We start from the raw sequence: 20,616 nt of genomic DNA on the forward strand, positions 1-20,616 counted from the left end.
GGACGTGTCTTGCGTATGACGAGTCCCGCCCTTGCCCGCCCCTCCCAAAAAACGCCCGGGAAAATCCACCTCGCTCGTCGCGATGGAGGCGAAGTCGGTCGATGCCATCCCGCGCAGCAAGGAGTGGCAGTACGAGCCGAAATGGGATGGTTTTCGCTGCCTGCTGTCGCGTGATGGCGGCAGCATCGATCTGCGCTCGAAATCCGGCGAGGACCTCGCGCGCTATTTTCCCGAGATCGTCAGCGCTGCCTTGAAGCTGAGAGCGGACCCGTTCACGCTCGACGGCGAGATCGTGGTGCCGCAGGGCAAGGGCTTTTCCTTCGACGCGCTGCTGCAGCGGATTCATCCCGCCGCAAGCCGCGTGACGAAGCTCGCGCAGGAGACGCCGGCGCTGTATCTCGCCTTTGATCTGCTCGCGACAGCCAGGGAGAAGCAGCTTGCCGGAAAGCCGCTGAGCGAGCGGCGGCCGGCGTTGGAAGCATTTGCCAAGGCCCATCTGAAGGGCAGCATCTTCCGCCTCTCGCCGACGACGCCGAGCTACGCCACCGCGAAAAAATGGCTGGTGCAATCCGGCGGCGGCTCGGACGGCGTCATCGCCAAGCGCGTCGACCTGCCCTATCAGGCGGGAAACCGCGACGGCATGCAGAAGATCAAGAAATTCCGCAGCGCCGATTGCGTGGTCGGCGGCTTCCGCTACGCCACCAACAAGCTCGCCGGCCGCAAGGTGGTCGGCTCGCTGCTGCTCGGACTCTATGACGACAAAGGGCTACTGCATCATGTCGGCTTTACCTCGGCGATCAAGACCGCGGCAAAGCCTGCTCTGACCGATCGGCTGGAGGCGTTGATCGGCGAGCCCGGCTTCACCGGCAACGCGCCGGGCGGGCCGAGCCGCTGGTCCACCGAGCGCTCCGCAAAATGGTGCCCGCTCAAGCCAAAGCTGGTGATCGAGGTCTGCTACGACCATTTCAGCGGCGAGCGTTTTCGCCACGGCACCTCGATCCTGCGCTGGCGCCCCGACAAGGCACCGCGGCAATGCAATTTCGATCAGTTGAAACAGAAGGTGGCCGATCCGATGAAGCTGTTGAAGTACCCGTAGCTATTTGATCCAGCCCGTCGCTAGCGCGTTCGCCAACTCCGCCTGGCCATTGCGGCGTGCGAGCGCGGCCATCGTCTCGTGATCGTACGCGACGTGGCGGAACGTCACCTGCCAGGCGCCGTTAGCGAGTTCGAGGATCGCATAGCGCGCGTGCGGCGTTCCGGCTTCGACGACATGCGGGAACGGATGCCTGTCGCGATAGCCGGGGCTGCCGACGCTGCCGGGATTGACGATCAGCCGGCTATCGCGCAAGCGCACCGCGCGGGCGAGATGGGTGTGAGCGCAGAGGATTAGCGGCAGCGTGACGCCTTGCGCGAGCTGCTCGATGCGGTCCAGCGGCGATAGCGCCACCGTGCCATCGGGATGCACGGTGTCGAGCCAGTAGACTTCATCGTTGTCAGGCGTCGCGTGGCAGAGGAATACCTGATCGCGAAACACCCGCGTCATCGGCTGCGCGCGCAGCCAGTCGAGCTGCGCCACATTGAGCTGCGCATGCGCGGGGCGGTCCCACGAGCCCATCTTTTCCGGCGGACGGTCGAGCAGATAGCGGTCGTGATTGCCGAGCACGTGGACGGCGTCGAGCTTCATCAATATCTCGATGGTCCGACGCGCATCGAGCGGTCCGCTCAGCATGTCGCCGAGATTGAGGATGTCAGTGATATCGAGGGCGCGGATGTCGGCGAGCACCGCCTCCAGCGCGAGATAGTTTCCGTGGACGTCGGCAATCGCGGCAAAACGCATTGTTGTCCTCACTCTCGTGCCCCGGACGCGGCGCAGCACATCAGTGGTGCGCTGCTGAGCCGGGGTCCATGTCGCGGCATGCTGAGTCCCGGCTCAGCGGAGCGGCGTTGCACGCTGCACCGCGTCCGGGACACGGGACCGACTATGCAGGGGGCGTGCCGTTGATGGCGAGCACGTGGCCGGCAAGATAGAGCGAGCCAGTGATCAGGATGCGCGGGGGCACCTCGTAAGCCAGCTTCGCCAGGGCGCGCAGCGCAGCCTCGATGCCGGGCGCAGGCTCGACCCGCATGCCGAGGCTGCGCGCCGCATCGGCGAGGCGGTCGACCGGCATCGCATTCTCGGTATCGGGAATCGGCACCGCGATGATGTGACGGGTGAGGCCGGCGAAATTGGCGAGAAAGCCCAGCGCGTCCTTGTTGGCCATCATGCCGGCGATCACGACCAGCGGCCGCGACACCCGCTCCTCGAGATCGCCGAGAGCGGCGGCCGCAACGCGTCCGCCTTCGGCATTGTGGCCACCGTCGAGCCAGATCTCCGAACCCTGCGGCCCCCAAGGAAGCAGCGCGCCCGTGGTGATGCGCTGCATCCGCGCCGGCCATTCCGCACCGACGATGCCGGCCTCGAATGCCGCGTGATTGATCCTGAAACTCGGGACCGCGCGCAGCGTCGCGATCGCAAGGCCTGCATTGTCGAACTGGTGGCGGCCGAACAGGCGCGGTGCGGCGAGATCCATCAGGCCGCGCTCGTCGGAATAGACCAGGCGTCCGTGCTCGACATTGACGTGCCAGCTCTCGTTCGCGGCAAACAGTGGCGCGCGCATGCGCTTGGCTTGCGCCTCGATCACAGCCATCGCCTCGCCCGTCTGCTCGGCGCAAATCACGGGCACGCCGCGCTTGATGATCGCTGCCTTCTCAGCGGCGATCGACGTCAGCGTGTCGCCGAGGAAATCCATGTGGTCCATGCTGACCGGCGTGATCACGCAGGCGGCTGGCGCGTCGATCACGTTGGTCGAATCGAGCCGGCCGCCGAGGCCGACTTCGAGCAGCACGACGTCGGCCGGGTTCTGCGCGAAGAGAAGGAAGGCGGCAGCGGTCTTCAGCTCGAACACCGTCGCGGCCTCGCCGGCATTGACGCGTTCGACCTCTTCGAGCGCCGCGCGCAGCTCGTCGTCGCCGACGAGCGCGCCGCCACCGACGCGACCAAGGCGAAAACATTCGTTGATGCGGACGAGATAGGGCGAGGTGTAGGCGTGGACGCGCAGGCCGGCGGCTTCCAGCGTCGCGCGCAGATAAGCGAGCGTCGAGCCCTTGCCGTTGGTGCCGGCGATGTGGATCACCGGCGGCAGCTTGCGCTCGGGGTGTCCGAGCCGCTCGAGCAGGCGGTGCATCCGCTCAAGGCCCAGATCGATGCGCTTCTGATGCAGGGCCGACAGCCGCCCGATCAATGCGTCGAGCGACGGCTTTGCGTTATCAGCGGACGCGTTCACGCGTGGGGCGCAGCCGGCGCTGTCTCAGCGGCCGACACGATCTGCGCGGGGCTGACGATTGGCTGCACCGTTTTCGAGGCGCCATCCTGCGCCGGCGCCTTGGTCAGCAGGCGGCAGAGCCGCGCCAGGGTCGGACGCAGCTCGTGGCGATGCACGACCATGTCGACCATGCCGTGCTCCTTCAAATATTCGGCGCGCTGGAAACCCTCCGGCAGTTTCTCGCGGATGGTCTGTTCGATCACGCGTGCGCCGGCAAAACCGATCAACGCGCCGGGCTCGGCGATCTGCACGTCGCCCAGCATCGCATAGGATGCGGTGACGCCGCCGGTGGTCGGGTTGGTCAGCACCACGATGTAGGGCAGCTTTGCCTCGCGCAGCATCTGCACCGCGACCGTGGTGCGCGGCATCTGCATCAGCGACAGGATGCCTTCCTGCATGCGCGCACCGCCCGATGCGGCGAACACGATGAACGGCGACTTCTTCTCGACCGCAAGCTCGAGCCCACGCACGATGGCCTCGCCCGCGGCCATGCCGAGCGAGCCACCCATGAAATCGAAATCCTGCACGGCGACGACGACAGCGGCACCTTCGAGCTTGCCGTAGCCGACCTTGATCGCGTCGTTGAGGTTGGTCCGCGCCCGCGCATCCTTGATGCGGTCGACATATTTCTTCTCGTCGCGGAACTTGAGCGGATCGGGCGTCACGTCAGGCAACGCGACATCGAACCAGGTCTCGTTGTCGAAGATCGACTTCAGACGCGCCACCGCGCCCATGCGCATGTGGTAGTTCGAGCCGGGGATGACGAACTGGTTGGCCTCGACGTCCTTGTAGAACACGAGCTGTCCGGAATCCGGGCACTTGATCCACAGGTTCTCCGGCGTCTCCCGCCGCAGCATGTTGCGGATCTTCGGCCGGACCACATTGGTAAGCCAGTTCATGGTTTGCTCCGATGTGCGAGCCCGCCTCGCGGGATCGCCTGAAAGGATATATGGCGGCCGGGCCACTGCCCGGCAAGCCGCCGTGTCGTCCGCGTTAGAGCATGATCCGGAAAAGTGTGAAGCGGCTTTCCGACAAGATCATGCTCAAACTAAAGAGCTAAAGCGGAATTATGGCCTATTCGGCCGCCTGTTTCGCGCCCTTGACGCCCTGGGCCAGGGCTGCCGTCAGCTCAGCCACGGCGTTAACGGTTTTGGCGGTCGCCCGCCCCTCGGCATCGAGGCTGTTCTTGAGCGCATCGACCAGCGCAGTGCCGACCACCGAACCATCGGCCTTCTCGGCAATGGCGCGCGCCGCCTCCGGCGTGCGGATGCCAAAACCAACGCAGATCGGCAGCTTGGTATGCCGCTTGATGCGCGCGACAGCTGCACCGACGGCATTGGCGTCCGCCGCCGCTGCACCGGTGATGCCGGCGATGGAGACGTAATAGACAAAGCCTGATGTGTTCGCGAGCACCGCGGGCAGGCGCTTGTCGTCGGTGGTCGGGGTCGCCAAGCGAATGAAGTTCAAGCCCGCCTTCAGCGCAGGAATGCAGAGCTCGTCATCTTCCTCCGGCGGCAAATCGACGATGATGAGGCCGTCGACGCCGGCCGTCTTGGCATCAGCCAAAAACTTATCGACCCCGTAAATGTAGATCGGATTGTAATAGCCCATCAGCACCAGCGGCGTGACGTTGTCGTCCTTGCGGAAGTCGCGCACCAGCTCCAGCGTCTTCTTCAAGGTCATGCCGTTTTTGAGCGCGCGCAGACCTGCCGCCTGAATCGAGGGGCCATCCGCCATCGGATCGGTGAAGGGAATGCCGAGTTCGATGACGTCGGCGCCTGCCTTGGGCAGCGCCTTGACGATATTGAGCGAAGTCGTGAGATCGGGATCGCCGGCCATCACATAGGTGACAAAGGCCGAGCGCCCCGCTTTTTTCAGCTCGGCGAAACGGGTGTCGATACGCGTGGTCACTTGCTCTTGCCCCTCAGGATGTCGCCGACCTGCGGGACGTCCTTGTCGCCGCGGCCGGAGAGATTGACGACCATCAGGTGGTCTTTCGGCCGCTTCGGCGCGAGCTCCATCACCTTGGCGATGGCGTGCGCGGGCTCGAGCGCGGGGATGATGCCTTCGAGACGCGACAGCAGCTGGAACGCGGCGAGCGCCTCGTCGTCGGTCGCGGAGAGATAATTGACGCGGCCGATCTCGTGCAGCCAGGAATGCTCGGGGCCGATGCCGGGATAGTCGAGGCCGGCCGAGATCGAATGCGCGTCCTGGATCTGGCCGTCTTCATTCATCAAGAGATAGGTGCGGTTGCCGTGCAGCACGCCGGGACGGCCGCCCGCGATCGAAGCCGCATGCAGCTGCGTCAGCCCATGACCGGCGGCTTCGACGCCAAAGATCTCGACGGAGGGATCGTCGAGGAACGGATGGAACAGGCCCATCGCGTTCGAGCCGCCGCCGATGCAGGCGACCAGCGAATCCGGCAGGCGACCCTCGATCTCCTGCATCTGGGTCTTGGTCTCGTTGCCGATGATCGACTGGAAGTCGCGCACCAGCGTCGGATAGGGATGCGGACCCGCGACCGTGCCGATGCAGTAGAACGTGTTGTGCACGTTGGTGACCCAGTCGCGCAACGCCTCGTTCATGGCGTCCTTCAGCGTGCGCGTGCCCGACTGCACCGGAAACACCTTTGCGCCCAGCATCTCCATGCGGATGACGTTGGGCTGCTGCCGCTCGACGTCGACGGCGCCCATATAGACCACGCATTCGAGGCCGAAGCGCGCGCACAGCGTCGCGGTCGCGACACCGTGCTGGCCGGCGCCGGTCTCGGCGATGATGCGCTTCTTGCCCATGCGCCGCGCCAGCATGATCTGGCCGAGCACGTTGTTCACCTTGTGCGAGCCGGTGTGGTTGAGCTCTTCGCGCTTCAGGTAAATTTTGGCGCCGCCGAGATGTTCGGTGAGACGCTCGGCGAAATAGAGCGGCGAGGGCCGGCCGACATAGTTCTTGAGATAGCCGTTCATCTCGGCCTGGAAGGCTGGATCGGCCTTGGCCGCGGTGTAGGCCTTCTCCAGATCGAGGATCAGCGGCATCAGGGTTTCGGCGACGAAGCGTCCGCCGAAAATGCCGAAATGGCCGCGCTCATCGGGCCCGCTGCGGTAGGAGTTTGGTTTGGCGATGTTCATCGTACGCTCAACTCTTGAGTGGCGCGCGCGGCGCGAATGAAGGCCTCGATCAGCTGCGGATCCTTGACGCCGGGTGCGCTCTCGACACCGGAGGAGACGTCGACGCCGCCGGCGCGGGTGACGCGGAGCGCTTCGGCGACGTTGCCGGCATCGAGCCCGCCCGAGACCATGTAGGGCAATTTCAGATCGAGATTTTCCAGCAGGTGCCAGTCGAACGGCGCGCCCAGGCCGCCTGGGCGGGTCGCATCCTTCGGCGCCCGCGCATCGAACAGGATACGGTCGGCGACTGCGGCATAGCCGGGCAGCACGGCGAGATCGGCGGCGGTTGCGACCGGCACCGCCTTCATCACCGGGCGGCCGAACCGCTGCTTGATGTCGCGCAGCCGCGCCACGCTCTCCTTGCCGTGCAGCTGCAAGATGTCCGGCGACAGCGCATCCATGATGTTGTCGAGCGTGGCGTCATCGGCATCGACGGTGAGCGCGACCTTGAGCGCGCGACGCTTCACCTGGCGGCCGAGGTCACGGCCGGCTTCCAGCGACAGATGCCGCGGCGACGGCGGAAAGAACACGAACCCCACCATGTCGGCGCCGGCGTCGAGCGCGACGTCAAGCGTCTCGCGCGTGGACAGGCCGCAGATTTTGACGAGCAGGGACATGGTCTCAAAGCGGGTAGCGGCCGCAAGGGGCGGCCGGGAAACGGGTTTTTCGGTCGGGGCCGCTTCTACAACGTCGCGCGCTGCTTGTCTCGCCCGATAGGCCCGTAAAGGCCCACCCCCGAGGGGACGGGGAGGCGCTGGGATTCGGGCTTTGCGGCGGCCATCTGGGCCCGCAGATCGGCCAGCTCGACCCGGGCAGCCCGTGCATCCGCATCGTTCCGTCGCGCCGCGCGGCGCCAGCGCCGCTGGCCGAACCAGACCGCACAGCCGCCGGCGACGACCCCGATGGCGGCCACCAGGATCAGCAGCAGGAACAGCGGCAGCGTCACCGCGAAGGACGGATCGTCGGTGACGAAGGGATCGAAGGAGACCGTGACGAAGTGCCGGTTGGCGACGGCGAAGGTCACCAGGATCAGGCCCAGCGGAATCACGATCAGCGCGGTCAGGAACTTTCGCATCGCGATCGCTCGTCTTGAATCAAGCTTGCTGCCGCATCATGCGGCCGTTCGGTTAAGCGCCGACGACAGCCTTAGTCTGCAGCGCCGGGATCCGGATGATCGCGGTTCAACCGCTCGCGCATTTCCTTGCCGGTCTTGAAGAACGGAACGCTCTTCTGGTCGACGGGCACATGGGCGCCGGTGCGCGGATTGCGCCCGGCGCGTGCAGGGCGATGCTTGACCGAGAAGGCACCGAAACCGCGCAGCTCGACGCGGTCACCGCGCGCGAGGGCCGCTACGATCTCTTCGAGAATCGCATTCACAATGTTCTCGACATCCCGCTGGTACAGATGCGGGTTGTGCTCGGCGATACGCTGAACAAGTTCGGATTTGATCATCGAGAGATAGGACCCGGAAGCGTGCGGATGACCATTTCCGTGAAAATACTGTGATCTGTCAAGACGCTAAATCAAGGTTGAGTGTCGGGAAAATACGTGACAAATGCCGGAAAAGCGGGCTGACGGGCCACCCGCCAGACGGGAAAATCCTCTAGACCTCGCCCGGTTCCCGTCAATTCGACGCCGCCGGCTGCCACAGGGCCAGCATTCCATCCATTCCGACCCGATCCACGGCCTGTATCACCCCAGTTTGCCCGATCTGATGCGCAATCGCGCCTAAACCAAGCGCTTCCAGCGTCACAGCGGCTGCAGTCTTGAGGAATGGCAGATCGCTAAAGCGCGGCTGGAGCTTGTAATCGCGCACCGAAAGACCCTTCTTGACGCCTTTCTGCTCGACCAGCCAGGTCACCGCCGTCTTCTCATCGCCGATCTGATCGATCAGCTTGAGATCGATCGCCTGGCGTCCGGTGAAGACGCGGCCGTCAGCGACTTTTTCCAGCTGCGTGTCATCCATGCCACGCCGGTCCTTCACCAGGCCCTTGAACCAGGCATAGGAATCCTTCACCAGCGCATCGAGCGCGGCCCGCGCCTCAGGGCTGGTCGGCTCAAAACCGTTCGGCGCGGCCTTCAGCGGCGAGGATTTGACCTCCTCGACCTTGACGCCGATCGTCTTCAGGAGCTCGGCGACGTTGGGATACTGGAACAGCACGCCGATCGAGCCGACCAGCGAGCTTTGCTGCGCGATGATGTGATCGCTCGCGATCGCGGTGATGTAGCCGCCGGAGGCGGCAAGGCCCTCGACCACGACGACGAGCGGCTTCTTCGCCTTGAGCCTCACGAGCGAATCGTAGAGCTGCTCGGAGCCGGCGGTGGTGCCGCCCGGCGAGTTGATGTGAACGATCACGGCGGCGGCCTGCGAGTTCTCCAGCCGCTCCAGCGCCTGCGTGCGGTCGGAGTCGCTGCGGATCAGGCCTTCGATCTGCACCCGCGCGATCGAGCCGGCGGATGCGAAGGTGCCGCGCGCGCCGGGCGTTGCGACCATCGCGAAGCCCGCAATCGCAGCGATCGCGATCAGCGCGGCCATCACGCGCCAGAACGTCAGCTTGCGGCGGATCCTGCGGCGATCGACGATGATGTCCGAATCGAGCGACATCGGAATATCTCCAAATGAAAGGCGCGTCCAAGTGAAAGGCCTGGCGCGTTGTGCCGTCACAGCGTGACGATTGGCTTATCTCGATACATCAATTGCGGCGCAATTTGAAGAAATGAAGGCTGTGCGGCGGTGTAGCCCGCACGCTGCCACATACCCGCCGTCGTCCCGGACAAGTGCAGCGAAGCGGAGCGCCGATCCGGGACCCATAACCCCGGGGAGCGGTTTGGCGAAGACTCGGAGTTATCAGCTTCGCGCAACAACTACTCCCTGGGGTTATGGGTCCCCCGCCTTCGCGGGGACGACAACTGAGCGAGCAACAAAAAAGCCCCGGCTTTCGCCGGGGCTCTGATGTCAGCAAAACGAACGTTTCGCTTACTTGCTGTCGCGGTTCTTGAGCGCGGTGCCCAGGATGTCGCCGAGCGTCGCACCCGAATCGGAGGAACCGTACTGCGCGATGGCTTCCTTCTCTTCGGCGACTTCGAGCGCCTTGATCGACACCTGGACCTTGCGGGCCTTCTTGTCGAACTGGATCACGCGGGCATCGACCTTCTCGCCGACGGCGAAGCGTTCGGCGCGCTGGTCGTTGCGGTCACGCGCGAGCTCCGAGCGCTTGATGAAGGTGGTGAAGTCGGTACCGGCGATCTTCACCTCGATGCCGCTCTCCTTCACTTCGAGCACTTCGCAGGTCACGACCGCGCCCTTCTTGACATCGCCCGGCTCGGCGAAGGGGTCGCCTTCGAGCTGCTTGATGCCGAGCGAGATACGCTCCTTCTCGACATCCACATCGAGCACCACGGCCTTCACCATGTCGCCCTTCTTGTAGTTGTCGATCACCTGCTCGCCCGGAAGCTTCCAGTCGAGATCGGAGAGATGGACCATGCCGTCGACGTCGCCCTCGAGACCCAGGAACAGACCGAACTCGGTCTTGTTCTTGACCTCGCCCTCGACCACCGAACCGGTCGGGTGACCTTCGACGAAGACCTCCCAGGGGTTGCGCATGGTCTGCTTGAGGCCGAGCGAGATGCGGCGCTTGACGGAATCGACTTCCAGCACCTGCACGTCGACTTCCTGCGAGGTCGACACGATCTTGCCGGGATGCATGTTCTTCTTGGTCCACGACATCTCGGAGACGTGGATCAGGCCTTCGATGCCCGGCTCGAGCTCGACGAACGCACCGTAGTCGGTGATGTTGGTGACACGGCCGGTGAAGCGGGCACCCAGCGGGTACTTGGCTTCGATGCCCTGCCACGGATCGTCCAGCAGCTGCTTCATGCCCAGCGAGATGCGGTGCGTCTCGTGGTTGATCTTGATGATCTTGACCTTCACGGTCTGGCCGATCGAGAGCACCTCGGTCGGGTGGTTGACGCGGCGCCACGCGATGTCGGTGACGTGCAGCAGGCCGTCGATGCCGCCGAGATCAACGAACGCACCGTAATCGGTGATGTTCTTGACCACGCCGTCGATGACCTGACCCTCTTCGAGGTTCTGCACCAGCTCCTGGCGCTGCTCGGCGCGGGTCTCTTCGAGAACCGTGCGGCGGGACACCACGATGTTGCCGCGGCGGCGGTCCATCTTGAGGATCTGGAACGGCTGCGAGTTGTTCATCAGCGGCGCAACGTCGCGGATCGGACGGATGTCGACCTGCGAGCGCGGCAGGAACGCCACGGCACCGTCGAGGTCGACGGTGAAGCCGCCCTTGACCTGGTTGAAGATGACGCCGTTGACCTTCTCGTTGTTCTGGAACGCCTTCTCGAGCTTGCCCCAGCTCTCCTCGCGGCGCGCCTTGTCGCGCGACAGCACGGCTTCGCCGAGGGCGTTCTCGATGCGATCGAGGAACACTTCCACCTCGTCGCCGACCTTGAGTTCAGAGTCACGGCCGGGGCCGGAAAATTCGCGCAGGGCCACGCGGCCCTCGGTCTTCAGGCCGACGTCGATGACGGCCATGTCCTTTTCAATTGCAACCACCTTGCCCTTGACGACGGAGCTTTCCTGCAGGTTGCCACCTGCGAAGGACTCGTCGAGCATCGCGGCGAAATCATCGCGCGAGGGGCTATAGGTATCAGCAGAAGTCGAAGCCATTTGTTCTCCAGTTGCGGATGTCTTGCCGGCCGTTGGGTTCAAGGGCGCATCGCACACGCAGTGTCGGAAGGTCCGCAAAACCTTCGAGCGACCGCTCGTTGCCCGGGCCTTGCGGCCAGAACAACGGAAACGGGCCGGCTGAGGCCCGCGCATTCGATACGTGGAATTCTTGTGTCCGGAGCCTGGATCGCGCCGGTCCCCAAACCAGGGACCGAGGGTATCGACCTCAAAGAGCGGGAGCGGGCACTTCCTCCAATGACGGCGGCGGCTTAACCCCGCGACCGGCCCGCTCGGACAGCCTCGATAATGTCGATGGCGGCCCGGACGCCGCCTTCTATATCCAGTTGGGAGTTATCTAGCAAGTAAGCATCCGGGGCCGGTTTTAAAGGCGCAATCGGCCGGTTCTTGTCGCGTTCGTCGCGCTGGATGATGTCGGCAAGCACGGCCGCCTCGTCCGCGTCTTCGCCCCTCGCCCTTGCCTCCATGGTCCGTCGCCGCGCACGGACCTTGGGGTCGGCAACCACGAAGATCTTCACGTCGGCATGCGGGCAGATCACGGTTCCAATGTCCCGGCCGTCCAGCACCGCACCGGGCGGATCGGCGGCAAATTGCCGCTGGAAATTGAGCAGGACTTCGCGAACCCTGGGAATGGCCGAAACAATGGACGCGCCCTCACCGGCCTCCTGGGTCTTCAGCGCGGAGTTGCCGAACTTTTCGGGGTCGAGTTCCAGCGCCGCCTGCACCGCCGCTGCCTCATCCCGGAGATCATGACCCGACTGCATCAAGGCATAGGCCACCGCGCGATAGATCACGCCGGTATCGAGATGACGGTAGCCGTAATGATGGGCAAGGCGCTTGCCGAGCGTCCCCTTGCCCGAGGCGGCGGGCCCGTCGATGGCGATGATCATGAAAACTCGGCCCCTAGCGAACGCATCATCGGAATGAAATCCGGGAAACTGGTGGCGATGAACGCGGTGTCGTCGACCGTCACGGGCTGGTCGGAGGCGCAGCCCATCACCAGCGCGGACATCGCGATGCGATGGTCCATATGGGTCGCGACTGTGCCGCCGCCGGGGACATGGCCGCGGCCCTCGACGATCAGATCGTCGCCGGCGATTTCGACCTTGACGCCGTTGACGCGGAGCATGTCGGCGGTGGCCTCGAGACGGTCGGACTCCTTGACGCGCAGCTCCTGCAGGCCGCGCATGATGGTCGTGCCCTCGGCGAAGGAGGCCGCTACGGCCAGCACGAGATATTCGTCGATCATCGAGGGCGCGCGTTCCGGCGGTACCTCGACGCCGCGCAGTTTCGACGCGCGCACGCGCAATTGCGCCATCGGCTCGCCGGCATCGCCCCGCACGTCGCTTTCCTCGATCGAGGCGCCCATTTCGCGCAGCGTGGCGAACAGGCCGGTGCGCAGCGGATTGGTCATGACGTCCGACAGCACGATGTCGGAGCCTTCGACGATCAGCGCAGCGACGATCGGGAATGCCGCAGAAGACGGGTCGGCGGGCACCACGACGTTGGCACCATGCAGCTCGGGCTGACCGACGAGCGTGATGCGGCGGCCATGCTGGCCTTCCTGCACCGAGGTGATGTCGGCGCCAAAATGCTTCAGCATCAGCTCCGTGTGGTCGCGGCTGGCCTCGCTCTCGACCACGGTCGTAGTGCCCGGCGCGGCGAGGCCCGCCAGCAGCACGGCCGATTTGATCTGGGCCGAGGCAACCGGGGTCTTGTAGGTGATCGGCAGCGGATCGCGTGCGCCCTGGACGGTCAGCGGCAGGCGGCCACCCTCGCCGCCGGAGACGACCCTGGCGCCCATCTTTTCCAGCGGATCGAGGATCCGGCGCATGGGGCGGCTGCGCAAGGAGGCGTCGCCGTCGAAAATCGCCGAGATCGGGCAGCCGGCGACGGCGCCCATGACCAGCCGGCAGCCGGTGCCTGAATTGCCGAAATCCAGCGCCGCCTTGGGCTGGGCAAAGCCTCCGACGCCCACGCCCTGGACCTTCCAGGCGAAATCGCCGGTGCGCTGGACCTGGGCGCCGAGCGCCTGCATGGATTTGGCGGTGTTGAGGACGTCCTCGCCCTCGAGCAGGCCCGAAATCCTGGTCTCGCCGACCGCGAGTGCGCCCAGGATCAGGGCGCGGTGGGAGATCGACTTGTCCCCGGGCACCCGTACTTTCCCGGTCAGTGGACCGCTGGCGCGCGACCGAAGGGGCGTCGGCTTGTCGGAATGGGTCACGTTATGTCCTTGGATTGGCCCGAAATATCCCTGCGGGGCTCGCGGGGCAGGTACCACATGGTCTCCCCGCCGTCACGGGCATGTCTTTCTCCCGTAATGCGCTATTGACAGCGGGCCGCCAACTAGCCAAGTGAAGCACCGCTTTTCAGACATTCCCAGGATTCCTGCCGTGGCCAAGTCCGAACTCGGAACCAAACGTATTTGCCCGACCACGGGCAAGAAGTTCTACGACCTCAACAAGAATCCGGTGATCTCGCCCTATACCGGCGAAGTGGTTCCGATCGCCCCGGTTGCCCCTGCTCGCGCGCCCCGTGGCGCAGAAGCCCGCAGCATGGCCCAGGACACCGCGCCGGAGCCGGCCGAAGCCGAAGAGATGGTCTCCCTCGAGGAGGCCGATGCCGAGGAGAACACCGGCAAGGTCAAGGCCGTGGTGCCCGAATCGGAGGACGATATCGAGGTCGACGAGACCATCGATGACGACGATGACGATGATTCGACCTTCATTGCCGACGAAGAAGAGGGCGATGAGGACGTGACCGACATCATTGGTGATGTCGGAGGTGATGAAGAGACTTGAGATCAGCCCTGATCTGTGAAAAAGGGTGCACCGCGCGAGTCGCAAGGCTCGCCGGTCGGGAGTGATCCCCCAGGATCATCCCAGGACTTAAGGGGCCATAGCTCAGCTGGGAGAGCGCTTGCATGGCATGCAAGAGGTCGGCGGTTCGATCCCGCCTGGCTCCACCACGCTTCGCCCTTCGGGCTACGCGTGGCGCAGCCACGACGGAGCCTGAAGGGCGAAGCGTGGTGTCCGGCGTAGCCCGAAGGGCGAAGACGGACAGGTGACATTCCCGATCAAACTATCGACGATCCAGTTGGAAGCCGCCAATATAGCGCGCTGGCTTGTTCGGGCTACGCGTGGCGCAGCCACGACGGAGCCTGAAGGGCGTGGTACGTCTACATCATCCAAAGCATCGAATTCCCCGATGAGGAATACATCGGCGCGACCGAGAATTTGAAGCGACGGCTTCCTGAGCACAATGCCGGTAAATCGGCTCACACCGCCAAGTTCAAGCCATGGAAGCTGATCTGGTACTGCGCTTTTCCCGACAAGATGAAGGCCTTGGCATTCGAGAAATATCTCAAGTCACACTCAGGCCGCGCTTTCTCGAAAAAACGGCTCTGCTAACCCCTACTCCCCGATTACCGCATTCAGCCGGTCCCTCAGCGCGACGATCTCGTCCTTCATTGCGACCAGCTCCGACACCGAGCAGTCCGACGCTGCCAGGATCGACTGCGGCACGCTGCGCGCCTTGTCCTTCAGCGCGTGGCCCTGCGGCGTCAGGGCGATCAGCACTTGCCGCTCGTCCTCGCTGGAGCGGGTGCGTCTGACGAGATGCGCGGCCTCTAGCCGCTTCAGGAGCGGCGTCAGCGTGCCCGAATCCAGGAACAGCTTCTCGCCGATGTCCTTGACCGGCACGTCGTCGCGCTCCCACAGCACCAACATCACCAGATATTGCGGATAGGTCAGTCCGAGCCGGTCGAGCAGCGGCTTGTAGACGCGGTTGAAGGCATGCGCGGCCGAATAGACCGCAAAGCAGATCTGATTGTCGAGGCGCTGCGGGTCCAGCGCCGGTATCTTCCGAGGCATAACGAATCTCACGAGGTTTTTCCCATTCTGGGGCCGGCCGGCGGCATATTCAATTGCGGACAATTAAATGTGAGGCCGCGTAATTTCAATTGCGCACAATCTAATTGTCTGCGATATGGACCGGGTCCTAACCCGGAACCCCCAAGGGAGACGAAAATGTCCGTAAACGTCCTCTACAAGACCAGCGCAAAAGCCACCGGCGGCCGCGACGGCCATGCTGCGACCCTCGACGGCGCGCTCGACGTCAAGCTGACCACGCCGAAGGAGCTCGGGGGTGGCGGCGGCGCCGGCAACAATCCCGAGCAGCTGTTCGCGGCCGGCTATGCCGCCTGCTTCATCGGCGCGATGAAGTTCGTGGCCTCGCAGGGCGGCCCGAAGGTTCCGGCTGACGCCTCCGTCACCTCGACCGTCGGCATCGGCCCGCGCTCCGAGGGCGGCTTCGGCCTCGACATCGACCTCGCCGTCTCGCTCCCGGGCCTTGCCCGTGCGGAGGCCGAGGCGCTGGTCGCGAAGGCGCACCAGGTGTGTCCGTACTCCAATGCCACGCGCGGCAATGTCGACGTTCGCCTGACGGTCGTCTGATCCAATGGCGGATTGGCTGGCCCGGGATCCCCCTCGGGCCGGCCGCTTCCGCTTGATTTGCCACCCCGCGGGATTGCCGCGCGGCAGTGCATGCGGCCCTACGCCCGGCGCCATTGCTGGCGCAAACAAACCTCGCTAGGCCTGTGATCAAACGACCGACACAGGGGAAGCGAAGGCATGACTGAAGCAGCATTGGGCGCAATGAGCGGACTGCGCGTCATCGATCTCACGCGCGTGCTCGGCGGTCCCTACTGCACCCAGATCCTCGCCGACCACGGCGCCGACGTGATCAAGGTCGAGCCGCCCGCAGGCGACGAGGTGCGCGAATGGGGCCCTCCCTTCCACGAGGAGGATGCGGCCTATTTCGTCGGCATCAACCGCAACAAGCGTTCAATCGGCCTCGACCTCGCCTCCGAGGGCGGCCGAACCGTGCTGCTCAAGATGCTGGAGACGGCCGACGTCCTGATCGAGAATTTCAAGCCGGGCACGCTGGAGAAATGGGGCATCGGCAACGAGGTCTTGCGCGAAAAATTCCCGCGCCTCGTGCATTGCCGGATCTGCGGCTTCGGCGCCGACGGCCCGCGCGGCGGCAATCCCGGCTATGACGCCATCATCCAGGCCATGACCGGCATGATCGCGGCGACGGGATCGCCCGAGAGCGGACCGATGCGGATCGGCGTGCCGCTGGTCGACATCACCACCGGGCTTTATGCCGCGATCGGCATCCTGATGGCGCTCTCCGAGCGGCAGCGCTCCGGCAAGGGCCAGTTCCTGGAAACGACGCTGTACGAGACCGGGCTTGCCATCATGCATCCGCACACCGCGAACTATTTCATGCATGGCAAGCCGCCATCGCTCACCGGCAACGAGCACCCGAACCTCGTGCCTTACGCGATCTTCCCGACCAAGACCGACAACATCTTCATCGGCGTCGGCAATGACGGCACCTTCCGCAAGCTCGCCAAGGAGATCGGCAAGCCCGAGCTCGGCACCGATCCGCGCTTTGCCCGCAACAAGGACCGCATCGCCAACCGCGAGGCGCTGCGCGCCGAGCTGGCCGCGGTGTTCAGCCAGCACGAGGCCGAGCCGCTGTGCAATCGCCTGCTTGCGGCCGGCCTGCCCGCAGGTCCCGTGCAGAAGATCGACCAGGCGTTGACCAACCCGCATACGATCGCGCGCGGCGATGTCATCGAGAAGGACTGGTACAAAGGCGTCGCCTCGCCGATCCGGCTCGATCGCAGCAAGCCAAGCCTGCGCCGCGTGCCGCCGAAATTCAGCCAGCACGCGGCCGAGGTGCTGGGCGAGTTCGGCTATTCCAAGTCCGAGATCGACGCGATGGTCGAGAAGGGCACCGTCTGCGGCCCCGAGCGGAAACGCTAGCGCAAGCTGAGATCAAGCGCATTTGCACGTCGCAATGGCGGTGCGCTCCCTCCCCCGCTTGCGGGGGAGGGTTGGGGAGAGGGTGTCTCCGCAGTGAGACTCCCCCAGAGGATGGAGCCCTCACCCGGATCGCTTCGCGATCTCCCGCAAGCGGGAGAGGCTAAGGGAGCCCGGAGCCGCATCCGTTCTACCCAACTCCATTCCGCGCTGACGGTGCTCTCCTTCCCTCATCATCCAATGCCGCACTGCGGCGCGAGGCGTGCATGCGCACCGGCCGTCCGTGGCGCGTTCGCCTATTTGACGACTTCCCTTTTGGCCGCGCTTGCTGCTTTCGTTTCTCCCGCTTACACAGTCATGTGAACGTCATATGGCGCTGCTAGCGCAAGCGCCTCTTCATTGACGGGCAAGGGAGGTTTTCTTGATGGCTCTTCGACACTTTGGCGCGGCTGCCGCTATTGCAGTCACGGTTGGCATGACGGCTTCGCCGGCCCTGGCCGTGACGGAAATCCAGTGGTGGCACGCGATGACCGGCGCCAACAACGACGTCATCGTCAAGCTCGCCAACGACTTCAACGCCGCGCAGAGCGACTACAAGGTGATCCCGACCTACAAGGGCAACTACGCCGACACGATGAACGCCGGCATCGCCGCGTTCCGCGCCGGCAACGCCCCGCACATCATGCAGGTGTTCGAGGTCGGCACCGCCACCATGATGGCCGCGACCGGCGCCGTGAAGCCGGTCTACAAGCTGATGGCCGAGACCGGCGAGAAGTTCGATCCCAAGGCCTACCTGCCCGCGATCACCGGCTACTACTCGACCTCGAAGGGTGAGATGCTGTCGTTCCCCTTCAACTCGTCGTCGACCGTGATGTGGGTCAACCTCGACGAGCTGAAGAAGGCCAATGTCGAGATCCCCAAGACCTGGCCCGAAGTGTTCGAGGCCGGCAAAAAGCTGAAGGCCGCCGGTCACGACACCTGCGGCTTCTCGGGCTCCTGGGTCACCTGGGTCAATCTCGAGCAGCTCTCGGCCTGGCACAACACGCCGCTCTCCAGCAAGGCCAACGGCCTCGACGGCTTCGACACCGTGCTCGAATTCAACGGCCCGCTCCAGGTCAAGCATCTCGAAAACCTGGTCGAACTGCAGAAGACCAAGGTCTACGACTATGCCGGCCGCACCAACACCGGCGAAGGCCGCTTCACCTCGGGCGAATGCCCGATCTACCTGACCTCGTCGGCGTTCTTCGGCAACGTCAAGGCGCAGGCCAAGTTCGCCTTCACCGCGGTGCCGATGCCCTATTATCCCGACGTCAAGGGCGCACCGCAGAACTCGATCATCGGCGGCGCCTCGCTCTGGGTCATGGGCGGCAAGTCGGCCGACGAATACAAGGGCGTCGCGAAGTTCCTGACCTTCCTCTCGGACACCGATCGTCAGGTCTACATCCACAAGGCCTCGGGCTATCTGCCGATCACCAAGGCGGCCTATGAGAAGGCCAAGGCGGAGGGCTTCTACAAGGATCAGCCCTATCTCGAGACCCCGCTGCTCGAGCTGACCAACAAGGAGCCGACCGAGAATTCGCGCGGCCTGCGCCTCGGCAACATGGTTCAGCTGCGTGACGTCTGGTCGGAAGAGATCGAGCAGGCGCTGGCCGGCAAGAAGACCGCCAAGCAGGCGCTCGATGCCGCCGTCGAACGCGGCAACACGATGCTGCGGCAATTCGAAAAGACCGCCGTAAAGTAAGGCGATCAGCGGCAGGCCGGTCGCCCGGCCTGCCGCTCCCCGGGGCATCATGCAAAAGCAAGCCATTTTCCAGTCAAAGCTATTGCCCTACGCGCTGGTTGCCCCGCAACTCGCGATCGTCCTGATTTTCTTCTACTGGCCGGCCCTGCAGGCGGTGATCCAGTCATTCCTGCTCCAGGACGCCTTCGGCCTGTCGTCGAGCTTCGTCTGGTTCGACAACTACATCGAGCTGTTCAAGGACCCCGCTTATTTCGCGGCGATCGTCCGGACCTTCTTCTTCTCGTTCGCCATCGCAATCTCGTCGCTGTCCTTCGCGCTGCTGCTCGCCGTGATGGCAGACAAGCCGCTGCGCGGCTCGATGCTCTACCGCACGCTGCTGATCTGGCCCTATGCGGTGGCGCCGCCGGTCGTCGGCGTGCTCTGGATCTTCATGCTGCATCCCTCGCTCGGCGTGCTCTCGCGCTACCTGCGCGGCCTCGGCATCGACTGGAATCCGCTGCTCGACGGCAACCAGGCCGCGGCGCTGGTCATCCTCGCCGCCGCCTGGAAGCAGATCTCCTATAATTTCCTGTTCTTCCTCGCCGGCCTCCAGAGCATCCCCAAAAGCGTGATCGAGGCCGCCGCGATCGACGGCGCGCGTCCGATGCGGCGGTTCTGGACCGTGATCTTCCCGTTGCTGTCGCCGACGATCTTCTTCCTGCTGGTGATCAACATCGTCTACGCCTTCTTCGACACGTTCGGCATCATCGACACCATGACCCGCGGCGGTCCCGGCACGTCGACCGTCACGCTGGTCTACAAGGTCTATTCCGACGGCCTGCTCGGCGGCAATCTCGGCAGCTCCGCGGCGCAATCGGTGATCCTGATGATCATGGTCATCGTGCTCACGGGAATCCAGTTCCGCTTCGTCGAACGCAAGGTGACCTACTGATGGTCGAGGAAGAGGGCTTTCGGCGCTACGTCGCGCACATCATCCTCTGGATCGGGATCGCGATCGTCGCGTTCCCGGTCTACATCGCCATCGTCGCCTCGACCCAGGACAACGCGCTGATCGCCAACGGCCAGATGTCGCTGCTGCCGGGCGGACACTTCTTCGAGGTCTACTACCAGACCATCTTCGTCGGCACGAGCGGCTCGACCCGCGAGCCGGTCGGCAACATGATGCTCAATTCGCTGGTGATGGCGCTGGCGATCGCAATCGGCAAGATCGCGATCTCGATCATCTCGGCCTATGCGATCGTGTATTTCCGCTTTCCGTTCCGGATGGCGATCTTCTGGATCATCTTCATCACGTTGATGCTGCCGGTCGAGGTACGCATCTATCCGACCTACAAGATCGTCGCCGACCTGCACATGCTCGACAGTTATGCGGGCCTGGCGCTGCCGCTGATCGCATCGGCCACCGCGACGCTGCTGTTCCGCCAGTTCTTCATGACCGTGCCGGACGAGCTGCTGGAAGCCTCGCGCATCGACGGCGCCGGTCCCTTGCGCTTCTTCTGGGACACGTTGCTGCCGCTGTCGCGCACCAACATGGCGGCGCTGTTCGTGATCCTGTTCATCCTCGGCTGGAATCAATATCTCTGGCCGCTCTTGATCACCACGCGCGACGACATGCAGACCATCCAGGTCGGCATCCGCAAGATGATCACCACCACCGACGCGCTGACCGAATGGCCCATCGTGATGGCGACCGCCGTGCTGGCGATGCTGCCGCCGGTGTTCGTCGTCGTCGCCATGCAGAGATTGTTCGTGCGCGGCCTGGTCGAGACGGAAAAGTGAGAGGGCGAATGGCGAATTGCGAATGGCGAACGGTTCG

Annotated in this window: 21 protein-coding genes and 1 tRNA gene; 9 read left to right on the plus strand and 13 right to left on the minus strand. The window is 64.4% G+C overall.

Annotated elements, in window-relative coordinates:
- Positions 1–82: 82 nt before the first annotated feature.
- Positions 83–1,096: an ATP-dependent DNA ligase gene (locus tag WN72_RS00430; protein WP_092211734.1), complete on the plus strand. Its 1,014-nt coding sequence runs from the start codon at positions 83–85 to the stop codon at positions 1,094–1,096.
- Here WN72_RS00430 and WN72_RS00435 read toward each other — a convergent pair whose 3' ends face one another.
- The 12 genes from WN72_RS00435 to aroA all read right to left on the minus strand — a co-directional run bounded on the left by WN72_RS00435 (position 1,097) and on the right by aroA (position 13,452).
- Positions 1,097–1,837, minus strand: coding sequence for a metallophosphoesterase family protein (locus tag WN72_RS00435; protein WP_092211732.1), 741 nt, complete (start codon positions 1,835–1,837; stop codon positions 1,097–1,099).
- Between the two features lie 142 nt (positions 1,838–1,979).
- Positions 1,980–3,323: a bifunctional folylpolyglutamate synthase/dihydrofolate synthase gene (locus WN72_RS00440; protein WP_092211730.1), complete on the minus strand. Its 1,344-nt coding sequence runs from the start codon at positions 3,321–3,323 to the stop codon at positions 1,980–1,982.
- Positions 3,320–4,261 (minus strand): acetyl-CoA carboxylase, carboxyltransferase subunit beta, encoded by a 942-nt coding sequence (accD, locus tag WN72_RS00445; protein ID WP_092211728.1) that lies wholly within the window; start codon positions 4,259–4,261, stop codon positions 3,320–3,322. Before accD ends, WN72_RS00440 begins: the two co-directional genes overlap by 4 nt.
- A gap of 175 nt (positions 4,262–4,436) precedes the next feature.
- A complete protein-coding gene (gene trpA, locus WN72_RS00450) occupies positions 4,437–5,273 on the minus strand; it encodes a tryptophan synthase subunit alpha (RefSeq protein WP_027563879.1) in 837 nt (278 codons plus the stop codon).
- On the minus strand, positions 5,270–6,487 hold the full coding sequence (trpB, locus tag WN72_RS00455) for a tryptophan synthase subunit beta (protein ID WP_092211726.1): 1,218 nt from the start codon (positions 6,485–6,487) through the stop codon (positions 5,270–5,272). The genes trpA and trpB overlap by 4 nt, the downstream gene beginning before the upstream one ends.
- Positions 6,484–7,143, minus strand: coding sequence for a phosphoribosylanthranilate isomerase (locus WN72_RS00460; RefSeq protein WP_092211724.1), 660 nt, complete (start codon positions 7,141–7,143; stop codon positions 6,484–6,486). The genes trpB and WN72_RS00460 overlap by 4 nt, the downstream gene beginning before the upstream one ends.
- A gap of 65 nt (positions 7,144–7,208) precedes the next feature.
- The gene (locus WN72_RS00465) at positions 7,209–7,601 is read right to left on the minus strand and encodes a lipopolysaccharide assembly protein LapA domain-containing protein (protein WP_027563876.1); all 393 of its coding nucleotides are present in this window, start codon (positions 7,599–7,601) and stop codon (positions 7,209–7,211) included.
- A 71-nt stretch (positions 7,602–7,672) separates the two neighbouring features.
- Complete coding sequence (locus tag WN72_RS00470) at positions 7,673–7,978, minus strand: integration host factor subunit beta (RefSeq protein WP_008539997.1); 306 nt, start codon at positions 7,976–7,978, stop codon at positions 7,673–7,675.
- A 172-nt stretch (positions 7,979–8,150) separates the two neighbouring features.
- The gene (sppA, locus tag WN72_RS00475; RefSeq protein ID WP_027563875.1) at positions 8,151–9,131 is read right to left on the minus strand and encodes a signal peptide peptidase SppA; all 981 of its coding nucleotides are present in this window, start codon (positions 9,129–9,131) and stop codon (positions 8,151–8,153) included.
- Positions 9,132–9,503: 372 nt separating this feature from the next.
- On the minus strand, positions 9,504–11,210 hold the full coding sequence (gene rpsA, locus WN72_RS00480) for a 30S ribosomal protein S1 (protein WP_027561579.1): 1,707 nt from the start codon (positions 11,208–11,210) through the stop codon (positions 9,504–9,506).
- Positions 11,211–11,479: 269 nt separating this feature from the next.
- Positions 11,480–12,118, minus strand: a complete 639-nt coding sequence (gene cmk / locus WN72_RS00485) for a (d)CMP kinase (protein WP_092211720.1) — start codon at positions 12,116–12,118, stop codon at positions 11,480–11,482.
- A complete protein-coding gene (aroA, locus tag WN72_RS00490; RefSeq protein ID WP_027561581.1) occupies positions 12,115–13,452 on the minus strand; it encodes a 3-phosphoshikimate 1-carboxyvinyltransferase in 1,338 nt (445 codons plus the stop codon). Before aroA ends, cmk begins: the two co-directional genes overlap by 4 nt.
- A 169-nt stretch (positions 13,453–13,621) precedes the next feature.
- On the opposite strand from aroA, the gene WN72_RS00495 reads away from it, so the two are divergent.
- The 3 genes from WN72_RS00495 (at position 13,622) to WN72_RS00505 (ending at position 14,638) form a co-directional block, all read left to right on the plus strand.
- A complete protein-coding gene (locus tag WN72_RS00495) occupies positions 13,622–14,029 on the plus strand; it encodes a TIGR02300 family protein (RefSeq protein ID WP_027561582.1) in 408 nt (135 codons plus the stop codon).
- A gap of 91 nt (positions 14,030–14,120) precedes the next feature.
- Positions 14,121–14,196 (plus strand) — tRNA-Ala (locus WN72_RS00500).
- A 214-nt stretch (positions 14,197–14,410) separates the two neighbouring features.
- A complete protein-coding gene (locus tag WN72_RS00505; RefSeq protein ID WP_027561583.1) occupies positions 14,411–14,638 on the plus strand; it encodes a GIY-YIG nuclease family protein in 228 nt (75 codons plus the stop codon).
- Between the two features lie 3 nt (positions 14,639–14,641).
- On the opposite strand, the gene WN72_RS00510 is transcribed toward WN72_RS00505, so the two are convergent.
- Positions 14,642–15,100 carry a MarR family winged helix-turn-helix transcriptional regulator gene (locus tag WN72_RS00510; RefSeq protein WP_027561584.1) on the minus strand — a complete coding sequence of 153 codons (459 nt, stop codon included), beginning with the start codon at positions 15,098–15,100 and terminating at the stop codon, positions 14,642–14,644.
- Positions 15,101–15,256: 156 nt separating this feature from the next.
- On the opposite strand from WN72_RS00510, the gene WN72_RS00515 reads away from it, so the two are divergent.
- From WN72_RS00515 to ugpE, 5 genes are all read left to right on the plus strand, one after another.
- Positions 15,257–15,682, plus strand: a complete 426-nt coding sequence (locus WN72_RS00515) for an organic hydroperoxide resistance protein (protein ID WP_018645071.1) — start codon at positions 15,257–15,259, stop codon at positions 15,680–15,682.
- Positions 15,683–15,859: 177 nt separating this feature from the next.
- On the plus strand, positions 15,860–17,062 hold the full coding sequence (locus WN72_RS00520) for a CaiB/BaiF CoA transferase family protein (RefSeq protein WP_027561585.1): 1,203 nt from the start codon (positions 15,860–15,862) through the stop codon (positions 17,060–17,062).
- A 421-nt stretch (positions 17,063–17,483) separates the two neighbouring features.
- Positions 17,484–18,800, plus strand: a complete 1,317-nt coding sequence (gene ugpB / locus WN72_RS00525; RefSeq protein WP_027561586.1) for a sn-glycerol-3-phosphate ABC transporter substrate-binding protein UgpB — start codon at positions 17,484–17,486, stop codon at positions 18,798–18,800.
- Between the two features lie 49 nt (positions 18,801–18,849).
- Positions 18,850–19,731, plus strand: coding sequence for a sn-glycerol-3-phosphate ABC transporter permease UgpA (gene ugpA / locus WN72_RS00530; RefSeq protein WP_027561587.1), 882 nt, complete (start codon positions 18,850–18,852; stop codon positions 19,729–19,731).
- A complete protein-coding gene (gene ugpE / locus WN72_RS00535) occupies positions 19,731–20,579 on the plus strand; it encodes a sn-glycerol-3-phosphate ABC transporter permease UgpE (protein ID WP_027561588.1) in 849 nt (282 codons plus the stop codon). The genes ugpA and ugpE overlap by 1 nt, the downstream gene beginning before the upstream one ends.
- Positions 20,580–20,616 lie beyond the last annotated feature (37 nt).

Origin of the sequence: Bradyrhizobium arachidis, from assembly GCF_015291705.1 — a bacterium.
GTDB classification, from domain to species: domain Bacteria; phylum Pseudomonadota; class Alphaproteobacteria; order Rhizobiales; family Xanthobacteraceae; genus Bradyrhizobium; species Bradyrhizobium arachidis.